Raw genomic sequence first — 1802 nt, forward strand, 5'->3', positions numbered from 1 at the left:
CTGTCTCGCAGATATTTCATCACCTGTAATGATTTATATGGATCATACCTGGTTGCCCATAACTTGTTGAGTGACTCACGCTTAGCATTGAAGTCAAAAGAATTTACCACCAAGACCTCCTTTGTTATTGTCTTTTTTCCTTTTATGTGCAACAATGCATATTCTATGGTCTCTCCATAGCTCATGCCAGACATAGCCATAGAAAGCCCAGCTCCGTCTTTTGCTCCACATCCATTGCAAAAACTCGTCCCTCTTGACTCTAGGTTTGTATATCTAAATCGATCCTTACCTCCACATAAAGGGCATGGGTGATGATTGCCATCCAGTGTTTTTTCTTCAACACCTAGAAGGATTAGGATAATCTTCCAGTATCCATGGACCTGGTTTATTGACAACCTACCTTTCAGTAAGACTTGTGACCATGTTGTTTTTCAGCCAGGACATGAAGTCAACTGGTGATTTCTTGACATGTTGAGTGCCACTAAATATCTCTTTCAAATCGTGCTCTAGAACTGGAATTTCCTCTGATTGTAATATCTCACCATGAGAGCATAAAGGGCATATCCTTGTTCCTTTAAAACAGTACCCGCAAGAGCTGCAGATAATCTCTTTATCTTCTTGATTGTCGATCTTGATCTGACTAGACCTGCTGGACACGTCTCCATCTGAATGAAGGCTCCATGGAATATGGTCAGTAGCGAACCCATGTTTGGAAACACATCCCACGTGATCGATGATGATTGCACCATCTGGTTTGGATGGATGTACTCTCAATACTCTTCCTACGGATTGCAGGTACATTGAAATGCTTTTGGTTGGTCGAGCAAGTACTGCAACCTCAAGCCTGGGTATATCAAGACCGTATGTTGCAACAAACACATTGACAAGCACTGTAGCAGACCCATCAGTCATCATCTTGATTGAATTTGCCCTTTCATGTGCTGGAGTATCCCCGTCAACATAGACGGTATTAATACCATCATTAATAAACTCATTGGCCACATGCCTTGCATGCTTCCTGCTGACGCAGAAAATAACAGTACTCTTGCCGTTGGCAATCCTCTTCCAGTTATCGAGGATGTCTCCTGTAATGCCATCCTTTGCCATCACCTCTTCAGAGTCTGACAATACATAATCACCTGACTTTGACGTCCTCAATGATGACGTGTCTATTGATGTTGGCGCGAAGTATCTTGACTCACAGAGCCATCCGCCCATGACAAGGCTTTCAACCGTTGGGCCAGTCACCATGGTGTCATATAGACTCCCAAGGCCTATACCGTCCGCCCTGGCGGGTGTGGCTGTGAACCCAATGATATTGGCCCCTTTATCCTTGTACATCTGTATGATCTGCATAGATTCATTTGAAATAGATAAATGACACTCGTCAACCATAACAAGATCAACATCAGGCAGACCCATGACTTTTCTTCTAACTACTCGAGAATGCAGTGTATACATAGAAGCTATGATGCATGCCATTCCATGGCGGTAAGGATAGCCTGCCATCAGGACCGTGTTATGTATATTATTCTGAAAAAAAACTCTAGATGTTTGAATAATCAAATCTCTACGCGGGGCTATAAACATAACCCTTTTTCCCTTGCCTATAGCCATCTCAGAAATTCTAGCTGCAACCAATGTCTTTCCGCTGCCTGTCGGAGATACTGCGATAACTGCTGATTCCCCCTTCTTAAACTCACCCCTGATACTTTGAACAAAATCTTCTTGATAATCTCTCAGAACAACCATTTCAACCCCTCTATTGAAAATACCATCATTCATCGATGCCCCGTCATGGG

Annotated in this window: 2 protein-coding genes; both read right to left on the bottom strand. The window is 43.1% G+C overall.

The window, feature by feature from the left end; genetic code table 11:
• The coding region (locus tag BOW51_RS10450; protein ID WP_370738171.1) for a primase-helicase zinc-binding domain-containing protein at window positions 1-395 on the bottom strand (395 nt) is incomplete at its 3' end.
• 1 nt (window position 396) lies between these two features.
• On the bottom strand, window positions 397-1802 hold a 1406-nt coding region (locus BOW51_RS10455; protein ID WP_217349042.1), incomplete at its 5' end, for a DEAD/DEAH box helicase.

The sequence above is a fragment of the Solemya elarraichensis gill symbiont genome, from assembly GCF_002021095.1.
In the GTDB taxonomy this organism is placed as follows: domain Bacteria; phylum Pseudomonadota; class Gammaproteobacteria; order Chromatiales; family Chromatiaceae.